The sequence below is a fragment of the Hymenobacter rigui genome (genome assembly GCF_003944715.1).
In the GTDB taxonomy this organism is placed as follows: Bacteria; Bacteroidota; Bacteroidia; order Cytophagales; family Hymenobacteraceae; genus Hymenobacter; species Hymenobacter rigui.
Window position 1 is genome coordinate 43,157 of the sequence record NZ_RWIT01000004.1, and the last position, 15,276, is coordinate 58,432.

General features: G+C 59.8%; 13 protein-coding genes. 4 read left to right on the forward strand and 9 right to left on the reverse strand.

From position 1 onward, the window contains the following. Window positions 1-48 precede the first annotated feature (48 nt). Both EI291_RS09255 and EI291_RS09260 read right to left on the reverse strand, forming a co-directional pair. Window positions 49-423 carry an STAS domain-containing protein gene (locus EI291_RS09255; protein WP_044002696.1) on the reverse strand — a complete coding sequence of 125 codons (375 nt, stop codon included), beginning with the start codon at window positions 421-423 and terminating at the stop codon, window positions 49-51. A gap of 101 nt (window positions 424-524) precedes the next feature. After that, window positions 525-1,388 carry a DUF4198 domain-containing protein gene (locus EI291_RS09260; protein ID WP_125419539.1) on the reverse strand — a complete coding sequence of 288 codons (864 nt, stop codon included), beginning with the start codon at window positions 1,386-1,388 and terminating at the stop codon, window positions 525-527. Window positions 1,389-1,606: 218 nt separating this feature from the next. Here EI291_RS09260 and EI291_RS09265 point away from each other — a divergent pair, with 218 nt between their 5' ends. Continuing rightward, a complete protein-coding gene (locus EI291_RS09265) occupies window positions 1,607-2,635 on the forward strand; it encodes a fasciclin domain-containing protein (protein ID WP_125419540.1) in 1,029 nt (342 codons plus the stop codon). A gap of 153 nt (window positions 2,636-2,788) precedes the next feature. Here the strand turns inward: EI291_RS09265 and EI291_RS09270 are convergent, their stop codons facing one another. Next, window positions 2,789-4,627, reverse strand: a complete 1,839-nt coding sequence (locus EI291_RS09270; RefSeq protein WP_125419541.1) for a glycosyltransferase — start codon at window positions 4,625-4,627, stop codon at window positions 2,789-2,791. A 145-nt stretch (window positions 4,628-4,772) separates the two neighbouring features. After that, complete coding sequence (locus EI291_RS09275) at window positions 4,773-6,593, reverse strand: alpha-amylase family glycosyl hydrolase (protein WP_240635469.1); 1,821 nt, start codon at window positions 6,591-6,593, stop codon at window positions 4,773-4,775. A gap of 320 nt (window positions 6,594-6,913) precedes the next feature. Between EI291_RS09275 and EI291_RS09280 the strand changes: the two genes are divergently transcribed. Then, the gene (locus EI291_RS09280; RefSeq protein ID WP_125419542.1) at window positions 6,914-7,315 is read left to right on the forward strand and encodes a DUF6960 family protein; all 402 of its coding nucleotides are present in this window, start codon (window positions 6,914-6,916) and stop codon (window positions 7,313-7,315) included. Window positions 7,316-7,485: 170 nt separating this feature from the next. On the opposite strand, the gene EI291_RS09285 is transcribed toward EI291_RS09280, so the two are convergent. Next, complete coding sequence (locus EI291_RS09285) at window positions 7,486-8,835, reverse strand: YfcC family protein (RefSeq protein ID WP_125419543.1); 1,350 nt, start codon at window positions 8,833-8,835, stop codon at window positions 7,486-7,488. A gap of 178 nt (window positions 8,836-9,013) precedes the next feature. On the opposite strand from EI291_RS09285, the gene EI291_RS09290 reads away from it, so the two are divergent. Together EI291_RS09290 and EI291_RS09295 are read left to right on the forward strand one after the other, a co-directional pair. Next, window positions 9,014-9,259: a hypothetical protein gene (locus tag EI291_RS09290; RefSeq protein ID WP_125419544.1), complete on the forward strand. Its 246-nt coding sequence runs from the start codon at window positions 9,014-9,016 to the stop codon at window positions 9,257-9,259. Window positions 9,260-9,292: 33 nt separating this feature from the next. Continuing rightward, window positions 9,293-10,843 carry a glycosyltransferase family 39 protein gene (locus tag EI291_RS09295; RefSeq protein WP_125419545.1) on the forward strand — a complete coding sequence of 517 codons (1,551 nt, stop codon included), beginning with the start codon at window positions 9,293-9,295 and terminating at the stop codon, window positions 10,841-10,843. A 14-nt stretch (window positions 10,844-10,857) separates the two neighbouring features. Here the strand turns inward: EI291_RS09295 and EI291_RS09300 are convergent, their stop codons facing one another. From EI291_RS09300 to EI291_RS09315, 4 genes are all read right to left on the reverse strand, one after another. Further along, on the reverse strand, window positions 10,858-11,484 hold the full coding sequence (locus tag EI291_RS09300) for a hypothetical protein (RefSeq protein ID WP_125419546.1): 627 nt from the start codon (window positions 11,482-11,484) through the stop codon (window positions 10,858-10,860). Between the two features lie 184 nt (window positions 11,485-11,668). Beyond that, window positions 11,669-13,330: a M28 family peptidase gene (locus tag EI291_RS09305; RefSeq protein WP_125419547.1), complete on the reverse strand. Its 1,662-nt coding sequence runs from the start codon at window positions 13,328-13,330 to the stop codon at window positions 11,669-11,671. 43 nt (window positions 13,331-13,373) lie between these two features. Next, window positions 13,374-13,724 carry a hypothetical protein gene (locus tag EI291_RS09310; RefSeq protein WP_125419548.1) on the reverse strand — a complete coding sequence of 117 codons (351 nt, stop codon included), beginning with the start codon at window positions 13,722-13,724 and terminating at the stop codon, window positions 13,374-13,376. A 51-nt stretch (window positions 13,725-13,775) separates the two neighbouring features. Then, window positions 13,776-15,077: a PAS domain-containing protein gene (locus EI291_RS09315; protein ID WP_125419549.1), complete on the reverse strand. Its 1,302-nt coding sequence runs from the start codon at window positions 15,075-15,077 to the stop codon at window positions 13,776-13,778. Window positions 15,078-15,276 lie beyond the last annotated feature (199 nt).

A 15,276-nucleotide genomic window follows, 5' to 3' on the forward strand; every position in this document is an offset into this window, starting at 1 on the left:
GCGGAAAGCTAACAGCTAATAGCCAACAGCTAACAGCTTCTATACCGGCTATTCCTTGCTGGTCAGGTCCCGCTCAATGGCGTGGAGGAAAATCCGGTCAATGCCTTCTTCCACTGTGGGCAGGATGTGCAGTACCGACTCCAGCTTGGAAATGGTAATGAGCTTCATCACATGGTCCTGCAGGCCCGTGAGCACCAGCAGGCCGCCGGTAGAGTTGCACAGACGGTTGGCAATCAGGATAGAGCTCAGCCCCGACGAATCGGTGTATTTTACATTGCTCAGGTCCAGAATCAGGTTATTGATGCCTTCGGCATTCAGCTTCACAAATTCCGATTTCAGATCAGGCGCAACAGTGGTGTCGAGCTTCTTCTCGTCAATCGTAATAATTGTGTAGGTTTCTTTTTTATCGATGGAGTACTTCATACCGCAGGTTATTCGGTGTTTACGGGAGTTGCGAAGGTAACAAAAAAACTCATGGGACGTGAGGAGTTGATGAACGGTCGGAAAACGGCTAAAACAGCGGCTTAAAGCCGTTTTTTGCCTGCCAATCCGAAGCTCAGGGTACTCCATGTGCTCTGCCAGTCGGCGGAGACGCCTGCAGGGGCTGGCTCCATGCGCACAGTGCTGGCAAGGTACTCACCAGCCTCCGATAAACGAAACAGCACCCGGCCATTTTGGTTACTGCGGAGCTTGCTGATTAGTGCCTGAGGCTGGTGGGCGCGCTGCCAAAGTGCTACCTGTTGGCCCGCTACCGGGTGCCCATAGCGTAGCACGCGCACGGTAAACGCGGCCCCAGGCATCAAGGTATAAGGATTCTGCTCCGGTACCAGTTCAAGTGGCAAGTTCAGTACCCGGGCCCAGGCGCGGGCTGTGTCGGTGGGCAGTACCGGGCCAGCTTGTACCAACGTTTTGGCGCAACGGCGGTAGGCTTCACGGCCAGGCTTGGCAGAATCACCGCGCTGCTGGCGCTGAGCCAGGATAAAACCAAAATCTTCCTGCTGCAGATAGGTTGTGAATTCAGCTGCGGGCAAGGTTGTGAAGGCGTTATCGGTGGTCAGGGTCACCAGATGCGTGCCAGGCTGCTGCAGCGTGATGGTGCTGGCTAGCGTATCGGCGGGAGCAGTGGCGGAGAGTAGGTCAACCGAAGATTGGCCCGGAGCGTGGTGCCAGAAACCGGTGAGGCGGTTACGCTTGCCGGCCCAGACATCTCCCTGAAAATGGCTGCCGATCAGCCGCCGGATGTGCACGCGCTGACCCGGCTGCACCCAAAACCGAACGGGTTCCAGCCAGAACTCCCGGGCCCGGGCAACCCCAACGAGGGCTCCGCTGAAAGCGACGAGCAGGGCAAAACGGCAGACCAGCGGCCGGCCGGGGCGGATGTGGAGCATGGCGAGTATGCTGGTGGTTACAGGAATGGTGGAAGCCGGCCCTGGGCTGAGGTTAGTGGCTGTCAGAGATATGTTCAGATGGCGTAATACGCTTTATCTGCTAATTAAGCAGGATTTACCTGGTTAGGATACAAAATTTTGTGCTCCCTCAACATTTGTAAAAGACTGACGGTAGTGTAGTTATGTGTTTAATGTTTCGCCCAAAAAAATTAAACAAAATGGACAGATTCTCGAAAACATGGTCCTTACTACGGGTGCTGGCACTCTGGCTGGGCGGTGTAGCGGCTTTGGGCCTCGCGGCCTGCGACGATGACGACGACGATGATGCCATGCCCGCCAACACCACGCAGAATATTGTGCAGGTAGCGCAGGGCAACGCCAGCTTCAGCACGCTGGTAGCCGCCGTTACCAAGGCCGATCTGGGCACTACGCTCAGCGGTACCGGTCCATTTACCGTTTTTGCGCCTACCAATGATGCGTTTGCCAAGCTAAGTCCACCCTATAACACGGCGGCTAACATTACGGCCATTACCGATGCCAACCAGATTGCCACATTGCGCGGTATTCTGCTTTATCACGTGGTAGGGGCCAATATTAAGGCGGCCGATATTCCATCCGGAGCCAGCACCCGCACCACGGCCCGCCCAGCCAGCGTGGTGGGCGGCGTGACGCTGAACGATAATACGATCTACCTAAGCAAAAACAGCAACGGCGTATTCATCAACGGCAACACCAAAGTAGTGACGGCCGATGTAGCCGCCAGCAATGGTACCATCCACGCCATCGACAATGTGCTGATGCCGCCTTCCCAAACCATTGCCCAGATTGTGGTAGCCAACGCCAGCCGCACTACGAACCCCGAATTCACGCTGCTGCTTCAGGCTCTGCAGCGGCCGGCAGCCTCGGCCATTCTCACGGCGGCTGGTACGCAGAGCGCTAACGTAACCGTGTTTGCACCTACTGATGCCGCTTTCCGCACGTTGCTGAATGGGGCCGCGCTGAGCTCCGTATCAGATGCCGACCTGACGGCTATTCTGTCGCGCCACGTAATCGGGACAGGTCGGGTGTTTTCGACTGATCTGACGGCTGGTACGGTCACGACGCTGGGCGGCCCCGTAACGGTAGCTGCGGCGGGTACTGGTTTCACCGTGCGCGGTGGAGCGGGCACTGCAGCCAATATAACCACGGCCAATGTACTGGCTACCAACGGTGTCGTGCACATCATCGACCAGGTAATTCGCCCCTGAATTTAGTTATCAGTTGTTCGTTGTCAGTTTTTATTTGGCAGCGAAGAACTAAAAACAAAAAGGTCCGCCTCTTGAGGCGGACCTTTTTGTTTTTAGTTCTTCGCCATCCGTTTCCTGAGGCCGAACTTTAACTGGGAACTGACAACTAACAAATCAACTCCGCTCCAGTGCCAGCTCGTAGGCCCGGTCGTAATACACGCGCAGGTTTTTCCAGTCGTATATCTCAGCGGAGCTTTCCACGTTGTTGCGCTGCATAATCCGCTCCCGGCGGTTCATCTGCACAAAGTTCCAAAGCATATCGGTGAGTTCCTCCGCGGCCTCGTCGAAGCTTTTTTCCTGGCGCTGCACCACAAAAATACCCTTCTCCTCGTGGTTGGGCACGTTTTGCATCACGTAGTCGCCGAAGCCGGACAGGTCGCTGGTGACGGCTGGCACGCCGCGCGCCACGCATTCCAGCGGGGTGTAGCCCCAGGGCTCGTAATAGCTCGGGAAAATGCCCAGGTGGCAGCCGCGCACAAACTGCCCGTACTCCATGCCGAACAGGGGTGAAGTAGGCGCCACGAAATCGGGGTGGTACACGATTTTCACCCGGTCGTGCTGGTTGTTTACCAGGTTGGAGCGGCGCAGGAAGTTCAGGATGTCATCCTGGGCGTCGTCCACCAGGTTGTGGGTGATGACGGGGGGGAGGTTGGTGGTTTTCCAGGTTTGCAGCAGGCGGCGGTAGCGCAGCTTCCAGTAGTCGTCCACCATGCTGCTCAGGTCGGGCAGACGGTGGTCGGTGCTGGCGGCGGCGGCGTAGAACAGCCGCTCGCCCACCTGCTGCTCAATGGCCTCGCAGGTGGCCTGCACTTCTTCCAGCACGGCCCGGCTTTGCAGCACCTGCGGGTTGATGCTGTGGAAGGGCCGCTTAGTGATGAAGAACATGACCACGTTGCCCTCCAGCCCGCTCTGTTGCAGGCGGTAGTTGAGGCGGGCCAGGGCTTCCAGCGTGAGGTCGAAGCCTTTGTTGTGGTACTCGTAGCGGCCCGAGGTGAACAGGTACAGCGTCTTATCCAGGTCAAAAGAATACGACTGGAAGAAGTGCGCCATCACAAACTCGTGAATCTTGCTCTTATACTGCTGGTGCAGGTTCTGGAACTCGTGCAGGGCCACAAACCGCTCAATGTTGAGGCCGTTGGGCAGCACCGCGTCCGGAATCCGGTCGAGCAGGTAGATGCACTCCCGCACCGTCAGCTCACTCACGGTGGTGAATACGTGGGAGCCGTGGGCGGCGGCCCGCTCCATGGTCACGGCCGGCTCAATGTTGAAGTGCCGGGCCTCCGCCTGCCAGTCCACCTGCATGAGGTGGTCGTAGAAGTTGGGGTCGTTCATGGCCAGGTAGCGGCCCAGCAGGGTGGCGTGAGTGGTGAACACCACGTGCACTGGCACCTGCTCGCGGCGCAACGCCGGAATAGCCACGCCCGTCATCCACTCGTGGAAGTGGGCAATGAGCTGCTGGGGCGGGGCTACCTCGGCGGCCAGAATCTGCAGAAATACCTTCGCCAGCTCTCCAAACGCCACTACTTGGTGCAGCAGGTCGTCGTTGTCGGGCATTGGGATGTGGTGGTGATGCCAGAGGTCGGACTTGATCTGGCCGAGACTGGGGTATGCCTGGAAAGGGTTGATGAGCACTACCCGGGGCCGGCCCGTTACCAGCCAGATGCCCATGCACACATCGTAGCCCCGGCGGCGCATCTCCAGCACGGCCCGGGCAAACGGGTCGGAGAGCTTGGCCAACTGGTAGTCGTCGTAGGGCTCGAACTCGCCCTGGGCCTGATGCGCGAAATAGGGGCCCAACAGGCAATACCGGTCATCCCAGACCTGCACGGTAGCGGGCACTTTGCTGCGGATAACGGTGTAAATCCCGCCGACCTGATTACAGACTTCCCAGGCGGCTTCCACCAGCAGGGCATCAGGAGCCACGGGCTCGGGCGTGGGTAAGGGAACTTGCATGAACAAACAACTACGGATGGGAGTACCGGCAAGATATACGGCCTACCGGAGTTTCCGACGGCCGTTGCAAGAAAAAGCGGCGTTTTACGGGCGGCCCGAAGCCCCACCGTAAAACGCCGCTTTCGCGTTCCGCAAAAATTCAGGCCTATTGTGGGTCCTGGGAAATAATCAGCACCGAGTAAGGTGCCAGGCCAAAAGTGCCATGGAAAGGCTGGTCGTCGTACACGCCATTGTCGGCCTCGGAGTCCACGCTTTCGAAGTTGCCGAACTCGTGGTCGTAGCCCTGCCAGTCGGAGTTAAAGCGTACCCGCCAAGTACCGCCGCGGGGCAGGCCAATGGTGTAGTTGGGGTGGGCCCGGTCGGCAAAGTTGCAGAGCACCACAGTCGTATCGCCGGGGCCGCCCTGGTCGCGGCGGATGTAGGCCAGAATCTTATCCTCATTGTTGATGTGGTGCACGTGCACGCTCTGGCCCAATAGCCCGCGGGTATTGCCATCCAGGTTGCGCCGCAACCGAATCAGATCCTGGTACAGGCGCACTAGCCCGGCGTGTTCCTCAGCCCGGTTCCAATCCAGGGGCTGGTCATCGGAAAAGGAGCCATCGGCCAGCATGGTCTGCCCCTGGAAAATCATGGGGATACCGGGTACCGTGAATACCAAAGCTGCGCCCAGCGTGGAGCGCTTTTTCGGAAACCAGGAGGCCGCGTTACCGGGCATGATTTCCTCGGTTACGCGGGCTTTGCCATTGGCTACCTCGTCGTGGCTTTCGGTGTACACCACGCGCTGGAAGGCGTCGCCGTTGTAGCGGGCTTCCACGGCTTCGGCCACGGCAAACATGTTGCGGTCGGCATCTTCGGGCGTTACCAGCGCGTCGCGCACGGGGTACACAAAGCGCGCATCCCACTGCGACGAAAAGCCCTGGCCGTCTTCCTCGGGGCTTTTGGTGATGTACTCATTGCCCATGAGGTCCTCGGCAATGGTGATTTTCCAGGGCATCCGCTCCCGGATTTCCTCATTGATCCACTTCATCAGGCTCCAGCCGTCGGGCAGGTCCCGGGAGGGGTCACTGGTGCCGTCCACGTTGCGGATGTGGGCAATGGCGTCGCAGCGCAGGCCGTCCACGCGGTAGTCTTCCAGCCACATCAGGGCATTGTCGCGGATGTAGCGGCGCACGGCTTCGCGGCCGTAATCGGGGCGGTTGTGGCCCCAGGGCGTTTCGGCGCGCCAGTCGTTGTAGAAGTAGATGCCGCCGCCGTCGTTTTCCTGCCAGCCATCGAACTGCCACAGGTCCAAATCACCCGGCCCGAAGTGGTTGTACACCACGTCCAGAATTACGGCAATGCCGCGGCGGTGGGCCTGTTTGATAAACTCTTTGAAAGCCTTGGGCCCGCCGTAATCAATTTCAATGGCGAAGGGGTGAGCCGGGTTGTAGCCCCAGCTCAGGCTGCCCGGAAACTCAGTGGCGGGCATAATTTCCACGGCATTGATGCCCAACTCCACCAGGTGGTCGAGCTTCTCAATGGCGTCGTAGAAGGTGCCGGGCCGCTCGGGGTCGGGGGCGTGGAAGGTGCCGATGTGCAGCTCGTACACCACCAGCTCGTTCCAGGCCGGCATCTGAAAAGCGTCGGTGTCCCAGTCGAAATGGGGGTCGTGCACCACGGAGTTGCCGGCCGAATGCGTTACCTCGCGGGTGTAGGGGTCGTTTTTGGTCAGCTCGCCGGTGGGCGTGGTCAGGTGAAACTTGTATTCGGTACCGGGGCCAAGGTCAGCAAAATCAGCGGCCCAGTAGCCGTCGGCTTCGTGGGTGAGGGGGTGAGCAGTAGCGTCCCAGTCGTTGAACGGGCCGACCACCGAAACGGCCGAAGCGGCCGGAGCCCACACCCGGAACGTGGTGCCGTGCTCATGCGGAATAGCGCCCATACCGGCCTGAAGCACGGCGGGGGCAGAAGGGGAGTCGGTTACAGGCATTGTAGTGTGTAAGAAAGGCAGCACAAAAGGTCAACAGTCAATGCCCCCTTTACTACAACTAAAGCATTAAGGTTGTGCTATGTATAGTGGTTTAACGATATGCCAGATATGGATATACGGCGCAGAAAGCTGATTTTACCCTTGCTGTAATGCGGCTGGCAGGAGCAGAGGCGTTACCTACGGTCATGCAAATACACCATAGGCCAGTCGGAAAAGCTGCATTTTTGCCGGGCTGATGCCATTCGCACGTCCGGCCCAATCCGGAACTGCTGCCCGCGCCCGGCTGTTTACCCATCCTCACTGCTAACATTCTCTACTGAGTGCCTCGTCCCAAACCCGTTGTATACGGCCTGTATTCCTGGACGCCCGAATACGGCCTGCGTTATGTTCACCCTGCCAACCGCCGCACGTTTGAGTGGCTGGAGCCGCTGGGCAAGGTGTTCGAGAAGATTGATGAAACCGACGATTGGATTTCGCTCCGCTACGATGAGCAGCAGTTCAAGGTGAGCAGTGAGCTGTTTAAGGAGCTGTACGTGAAGCCCCCGTTTAGCTTCGGTGACCTGGTGCAGGAAACCGACCCCGCCGACGACCAGCCCGCCCATGAAGGCCTGATTTCCGACGTGTACTACGACGAAGCCACCGATGCTTTCCGGTTTCAGCTGGTGGAAAAAAAGCGCAAAATCAAGCGTGTATTCGAGGCCAATGAGCTGGAATTGGTGTAGCCGGGAAGTAAAAAGCCAACGCCCTATTCGTTATCCTGAGCTTGCGAAGGGCCTTTTGACGTAAGAGCGACAACCGTACAACGGCTCGTGCTGACGTGAGAAAATCCTTCGCTGTGCGCAGGATGACGAATGCGGCGTTAGGCTTTTTACGTTCTCCCTTTAGCTTGTGCCTACACGCCCACGGCAATACCGATAACCACGGCTGCGGCTCCCAAGGCCAGCAGCAGCAGGTAGAGGGGCAGCACGAACTTCCACCACTCATCAAACCGCACCCCGCAGGCGGCTACAATGGCCATGAGGGCACCGTTGGTGGGCGTAATCAGCTCGCAGAGGCCGGCCCCGTACTGGTAGGCCAGCACCGTAACCTGCCGAGAAAGGCCGATGAGGTCGGAGAGGGGCACCAGCAGGGGCATCGTCAGCACGGCCTGGCCGCTTACGCTGGGCACCGGTAGGTGCAGGGCCGTGTGCACGCCTATCATACCCAGGGCTGCTATCCAGGCCGGTAAACCAGCCAGCGGAGCCGAAAGGCTGTTGACGATGGTATCCACAATCTGGCCCTGCTCCAGCACCACGAAAATGGCCCGGGCAAACCCGATCAACAACGCGGAAAAGGCAATATCCCGGAAGCCGGCAATGAAGCCTTCGGCCGTACCCGTGAGGCCCAAACCGCCCACCAGTCCGGCCACCATGCCCAGGGTGAAAAACAGGGCGGCCATCTGTTCAAACTCCCAGCCCAGCTTCAGCACCCCATAGGCGAAAAAGGCAAACCCACTGAAGAGCAGGAGCAGTACCACGCCGTGGTTGCGGCCCGGCGCAATGGTGCCGGCCGGGTCAGCCGCATCGGCGGTTTCGGGCTGCACGCGGTGGCGCAGGGCGTAGCGCACGGTGCCGCCAATCCAGATAACCAGCGCCAAGGCCAGAAATATCAATCGGAACCCGCCACCTGAGAGGAGCGGCAACTGGGCGAGTTTCTGGGCAATGCCCACCTGAAACGGGTTGAGCGGGCTGAACGCCGCGCCTACCGCCGCCGACCCAATGCTGACGGCCGCCGCCGTGAGGGTGGGGTACCCGATGCGTCGCATCAGAATGAGTAGCACCGGTACCAGAGGCACAATTTCCTCCTGCATATTCTCCAGCGCCCCCATAGTAGCAAACAGCACCGAAATGATGGGAATCACCACCGCCTCGCGGCCCCGGAATTTGCTCAGCAGCCAGTCGACGCCCTGGCGCAGGGCCCCGGTCAGGTCCACCACCGTAAACGCTCCGCCGGCCAGAAACACCAGGAAAATCACCGATGCAGCATCCACCAGGCCTTTGGGAATATCTACCAGGGCCTGAAGTGGGCTGACCGGCGTGGCGGCTACGCGGTGGTAGGAGCCGGCCACCACCACTTCCCGGCCGGTGGCGGCATCGGGGTGGCGCTCAAACACGCCGGCCGGTAGCACATAGCTCAGCAGGCAGGCCAGCAGGATAAACCCCACCATCAGGACCAGCGGGTGCGGAAAGCGTATCGTTTTCATGCCGCGAAGGTAGGACGGATGTTGAAAGTTGAATTCTGAATAATGAGTGATGAATTGCTGTGCGGGCTACTTTGTGCCGGGGCAGCGCGAACCACAAGCCCCCCGGCAGCTGTTTACCGCAAACCCTGCGCATTGACCACCGGCCAATTCATCACTCAACATTCATCACTCCCCTTTCATGAAGTACGCCGAGTTCAAGCAGCTGCATATGTACCGGCAGGCCGAGCACCTGGCGCAGCACGGCCACCTGCTGGCCGAGCGGCGACAGGACAGCTTCCGGCTGCGGCTGTTTGCCCTGGGCGACTTTTACGCGGAGGAGTGGCGGGAATGGGAGGCGGAGCGGATTCTGTTCATTCACCTGTTTCAGCATCCGGCCGGCCTGCACGACTACCTCAGCGCCATCCGGCTGCCCGAGGAGTTGTAATGCCGTGTATCCGGCGGCTGCTATATTGAGGCCATGAAGCCTTCCCGCCTCCTGCCACTGCTACTGGCTTTTATAAAATTTATCAGCAGCATGCTGGTGGCCAGTTCCGCCTACGAGTTGCACCGCGACGAATACCTGTACCTGAACTACGGCCAGCACCTGGCCTGGGGGTATCTGGAAGTGCCGCCGCTGATGGCCCTGCAGAGCTGGCTGACGCTGGCCTTGGGCGGGAGCTGGTTCTGGGTGAAGTTCTGGCCGGTCCTGTGGGGCAGCCTTACGGTGTACGTGGTGGCCCGGGCGGCGCAACGGCTGGGCGGCGGCAGCTGGGCGGTGGTACTGGCCGGGATATGCTACCTCGTGGGAGCCTATACCCGGCTTAATTTTCTGTTTCAGCCCAACTCCTTCGAGGTGTTTGCCTTCACGGCAGTCGGCTACCTGCTCATCCGGTACCAGCAGGACGGTCGGCCACGCTGGTGGCTGGCGATGGGCATACTGCTCGGACTGGCCCTACTGAACAAATACTCCGCCCTGTTCTTTATTGCTGCCCTGGGAGTAGCCCTGTTGCTTACACCGCTGCGGTGGGCACTACGCACGCGGGCCTTCTGGCTGGGGGCCGGGCTGGCACTGCTGCTGTGGCTGCCCAACCTGCTATGGCAGCTGCGGCACGGCATTCCGTTTCGGCATCATATGGCGCTGCTCCACGATACGCAACTGGTAAACGTATCGGTAGCTGATTTCTGGAAAGACCAGCTACTGATGAACCTGCCGGGGCTGTGGGTGTGGTCGGCCGGGCTGCTGGCGCTGCTGGCCGGGCCGTTGCGGCAATACCGGGCCGTGGGGTTGCTCTCGTGCGGTGGTTGGCTGCTGCTTACGGTGCTGCACGGCAAAAGCTATTACGCCCTGGGGTATTATCCCATTCTGTTTGCGGCCGGTGGGGTGTGGTGGGAGCAGGCGTGGGCTAAGTGGCCGCGAGCTGCCCGCCTGGCCCGGCCGGTCCTGCTGCTGCTGCCGGTGCTGCTGTGTCTGCCGCTGCTGCCGCTGCTGTTCACCGTGGAGCCCCCGGCCCGCATGCAGGCGCTGGGGCCGCGTTACCAAAGCACCGGTGCGTTTCGCTGGGAAGATGGCCGCAACCACGCCCTGCCCCAGGATTTTGCCGATATGCTGGGCTGGCAGGAACTGGCCGACAAAACCTGGCAGGCTTACTTGGCGCTACCCGCGGCCACCCGCGCCCACACGCTTATTCTGGCGGCCAACTATGGGCAGGCCGGGGCCATCAACTACTATAACCGCCGCCGCCCACTTCCGGCCGCGCACAGCTTCAATGGCAGCTACCTGCTCTGGCAAAGCCGCATGCCTTCATTGCCTTGGCAATACGTACTCCTCATTGATGACGAGCCGGATAATCTGGCCGCCCACTTCCGCTCGTTCTGCCGGGTAGGAGAAGTGCGCAACCCGTATGCCCGGGAGCGGGGCACCGCCATCCTGCTCGGCACCGGCCCCGATAGTGCCATTGTGCAGCGCATCCGCCAGGAGCGGCGGCAGGGGCTGGCCGAATGGGGAAAGTTTCGGGAGCAGGACCGTTGAGGCCAACTGTTCACTTACCGTTTCACTACCACGCTGGCTTCCGGGCGCTCTACGTCCACAATTTCCTGCTTTTCCAGCATGATTTTCAGGTCGTAGCGGGTAAGCTCCAGGGGGTCGGAGGCATAGTACTCCGGCTGGTTCAGAGACTGAACTTTCCCTTCGTTGTCGATTTCGTAGTTGTTGGCCAGCAGCTTCACGGTGTTGCCGGTTACATCTTGCACCTTCCACAGTGAGTAATGGCCATTATCCGTCCGCACGTGGTATAAGTCGCCTTTGTGAGGGGCGGTGATGAACGTCTGATTGGCCCGGTGGTTGTTGCTGCTGGCTATTAGTCCCCAGATGATCAGGGCCGCTACTACTGCCAGACCGATAAAATGCCACACGGGCACCTTGGCGCGCTGTTTCAGCTCCTGAAACGTCTGGCGCAGGCCAGTGTCCATTTCCTTGGGCTTAAGCACCTGCCGACAGTGCCCGCATTCCGAGGCTCCCACTTTCCCGATTGAAAACAGCGGTATCCAGTAAATGTGCGCGTACCGGCCAAATACACTCATGCGCATCCCGCTGGGAGCGGAGCAGGCCAGACACTCGCCCGAAACGGATTCAGTAAGCAGATGAGAGGAGCGGTAGCCGTAGATAATCATGCGGTAGCAGGTCAGAAAGCGAAGTGCTTGGCTCGGCAGTAGCAATAAAGCCGTGACCCGGTTAAGGGGCTTCGTGGTACACTATTGTCGAGGCCTAATATTCGGAATTTTTACCCGGAATTCGACAAGAAAAAATCCTAAATCTGTTCATTTTTTAGCATTATGCTAGTGCTGCCAGGTGCCGCTATGGCTGCGGCCGGCCAAAGCGGCGGCCAAAAAAGTCGTCGGGGTTCCAGGCTGGCCGTGTTGGGTTCTGGGCCACCAGATAGCCAATCAGGAAATTGAGCTGCACGTATTTCCGACCGGCTTCGTAATCGAAGGTGCCATTGCTGTCATCCTGGGGCTTGTGGTAGGTGACGGCCCGCCACTTCTGGACCTGCTCAGCCAGGTTGTTTTTGCCGTCGGCGGTGCGGTTGCCGTATTTGATGTGCAGGGCCGGAATACCCTGGGCCACAAAGCTGTACTGGTCGGAGCGGATGAAGCGGTTCTGCTCGGGCTCCGGATCCTCCTCTACCGTTAGGCCCAGGTGCTGGGCGGCCTCGGCTACGGGCTGCGCCAGCGTGGAGTGTTGCGCCCCCAACGGCACCACCGACAGCAGCGGGGCAATGATGGTTGGCATATCGGTATTTACGTCAGCTACGAGGCTGGTTTTGGGCACCGTGGGCCGGGCGGCAAAGTAGGCCGAGCCCAGCAGGCCGAGCTCTTCCCCGGTTTGCAGCACCAGCAAAATACTGCGCTTGGGTTTCTGCTTCAGATGCGTGTACAATCGGGCAATTTCCAGCACCGAAGCCACGCCCGAAGCATTATCGTGGGCCCCGTTGTAAATAGAGTCGCCCTGTACGGGTGCGCCTACGCCCAGGTGGTCGAGGTGGGCAGAGTGCACCACGTATTCAGTACGCAGCACCGGGTCGGAACCCGGAATCTGGCCGATTACGTTGTAGGAGTCAATATCCTGGTAGGACGACTGCCAATTGGCGCTCAAAGTACCGCGTAACGCCGCTGGTGCCGGGATACCCTGCCGCAGGCTGCTGAGCACTTTGCCCGTATCGGTGGCGGCATTGAGCAGCAGCGCGTGCAGCCCGGCCGCCGACAGCGTACCCGTCAGCTCCACGCCCGAGCCGCTGATGAAGCCCCGGGAAGCGGCCACCCGGCCATCGGAGCCCAGCACGCTGGTGGTAGAAAGCGGCCGGGCCGGGGTTGCAACTGTTGAAGTGGGAGCGGGGCGGGAACTGGCAAACAATACGCCCACGGCCCCGTGCCGGGCGGCTGTTTGCACCAACAGCGTCTGGTCCTGGCTGGCGGCGGCCACCGTGCTGGGGAAGCGGCGCGGCGCACCCCGGACAATCACCACTACTTTGCCCCGCACATCCAGGTTTTGGTAGTCGTCGTACCCCTGGTCGGGGGCCGAGATGCCGTAGCCCGCAAAGGCCAGAGCAGAGGCGGGCAGCTGGGCCTTTGGCTGCTCGGGGTGGGGAAACAGGTGAATCTCGGCTGGGGCTACGGCCAGTGGTCCGCCACCGGGCTGGTAGGTAACCATGGCACCCGGCTGCACCGTAGCCCGGCGCAGGCGTACGCGCTGCGTAAACGTACCGTCCTCGCCGGCGGGCTGCACGCCGAAGCTGCGCAGCTGAGCGGTTACATAATCCACGGCCAGCTGGTAGCCCGGGGTACCGGGCTTGCGGCCGCGCAGCTTATCATCGGCCAAGTATTGAATATGGGCCTTCAGGTCGTCGGCGCGAACCTGTCGCAGGGCTTTATCAACTTTTTTGGGAACTAGCTGGGCTGGCACCGACGTGGCAGCTAAATGCAGAAGGGCAGTTAGAAGTAGGTGAAAAGGGCGTTTCATGGTCCCAAAGTACAACCAACGACCTTATACCTTCGCCGTGGAACTAAGCCAGCTGCTCCAGTTCCTGCAGCAGCGTTTCGATGCGGGCGGCGTGATCATCCAACTGTTCCAGCCCTGCGCGCGACTCCTCCAACTGGCCGCGCTGGTACTGCTGCACCAGTGACTGGCCGGTGCGCAGCATCCGCTGCAGCTCCTGCTCCAGGCGCTGATACGGCAGCGACGTGCCATACTTGGGCTTCACGACTGTTTGCAGCCACACGCCCAGCGGGTTGTCGGCCAGCGAGAACAGACTGGGGTCGGGCTCCCGTACGCCATACAGCACCGAGCGCAGCCGCGACTTGAACAGCACCTGCTTGATGCGGGCCTGCTGAAAATCCAGAACACTCAACTCCATAGGGTGTGCAGTTCGGCCCGGAAGCCAGCCAAAAGGAAATACCGGGACCTGCTAGGCATTAGCATCACGGTTTTCGAGGGCTTGCCGGGCCAGTACCAGAGCAGTTACATCATACGCAAACACCGTAATGCCGGCTTTTTCGCCGTTTTCACGCAGTTGCTGATAGGTGAAGTTGAAATAATTGGTTTCCAGCTTCCCGCTCTGATTCCTGTCAATAGCAACAGGTATTTCGTTGCCCACAAATACCTCGCCGGTATTGTACACATTGTCCAGCAGCGTAATAAAACCCTGGTCTACTAACTCGGGCAGTGCATCGGCTACCGGCAACCCGAGCAGCTGCCGATCAGGAAACATGCTCTGGTACTGGGTGTTCACAAACTCGTAGCGGTGCTGAGGTCCCCGCAGCACACAAATCAGGGCCGGGGTGTGCATGAACAGGTTATAGAAGGTTTCGCGCTGCTGCTGCACCTGTTGAAACGCATGGTACGCCTGGTCTGAAAGCACGGCCTGCTGCTCGTTCTGCTCCAGCAACTCCTGCACCATCTGCTTCTGGTCATGAATATCCATGCCGCAGCCTACCCACATCAGCAGGGAGCCATCGGGGGCGAGGCGGGGCTGGGCGCGTACCAGCACCCAGCGGTACTGTCCATCGGCGCGGCGCAGGCGGTACTCCACCTGATAGGGCTGGCCACTGTCCACGCACTCCAGCCAGGCTTTGCGTACCCGCTCCTGGTCGTCGGGATGCAGGCTGCTGATCCATTGCAGACCGGTTTGCTGTTCCATAGCCTGCCCGGTAAACTGCAGCCAGCGGGAGTTGAAAAAGTCCCGACCACCATCGGGCTGGGCCGTCCAGATCATCACCGGCAAAGATTCCAGAATGAAGCGTGTGCGCTCGTGCTGCTCATTCAGGGCCTGCTGCATCTGGCGGTTGCGCTGCTCGGAGAAATAGCGCTCCGTCACGTCCTGAGTGCGCTGCAGAATAAACTCCAGTTCTCCGTTGGCATCAAGCACCGGATAGTGCGTGGCCTCCCAGTACAGCTCTTCCAGCTCAACGCCCGTATTCGTAATCTTTTCCAGATCGTAGCGGATAAGGGGCATCGTGTGGGGCTCCCGATGCCGGCGCACGTGCTCATGCGACTCGCGGATGATGCGCGCCGACTCCTCGTCGGTAGCCGGATATGCCTCAAAAAACGGCTTGCCTACCGCTTCTTCACGGCTTTTCAACGACACGGCCACGTGGCTGTCCGTGTTATCCACGATAGTTGCCTCTGCATTGGGGGCAATCAGCAGAAAGTTATCGGGCAGCGCATGAAACAGCCGTTGATAGTCGACTGGGAAGGCAGAGGTGGGCATGGGTAGAAAGCTGAAAACAGAGAAATCGGAGGACTGTCGGCTAGCCGGACCAAAAGTACTTGACAAAACCACAGTAATCGTATCGGCCGGCCTGCTGGGTATAAAATTGGAGTACTAGGTATCACGTTTCCACTTGTTCACCACGCCGTCGGTCGGCTAATATTGACTGTGCAACTTCCTGCATACGGAAGTGAAAAAA